At 38.2% G+C, this 285-nt stretch carries 1 protein-coding gene; it reads right to left on the bottom strand.

The window, feature by feature from the left end:
* Positions 1–66 precede the first annotated feature (66 nt).
* Positions 67–285: EsaB/YukD family protein (locus tag DWX57_RS13950; RefSeq protein WP_133300896.1), on the bottom strand; the 219-nt coding region annotated here is incomplete at its 5' end.

The raw sequence follows: 285 nt of genomic DNA on the forward strand, positions 1-285 counted from the left end.
CCATTATTTTCATCCCCCCTGTACTTGTCAAGTATCTTTACGATACTAACATCACACATCCCTCATCTACATGAGTATCAGTTTATCGCCATTTTCAACATGATAACTTTTCAAGGTTCTATCTGGATCCATAACCATGCCTTCTCTCGGTAACACTAATACCCAGTGCTCACGATTCACATAGCCTGTTCGCAGATACTGCGATACAACATCCAAAGTATCCGTTATCACATCACAAACCTGTGCATTCTCATTATATTGAACATCAAATTCTTGATTTATTTC

It is taken from the genome of Coprococcus sp. AF19-8AC, assembly GCF_003603115.1.
Classification (GTDB): Bacteria; Bacillota; Clostridia; order Lachnospirales; family Lachnospiraceae; genus Coprococcus; species Coprococcus aceti.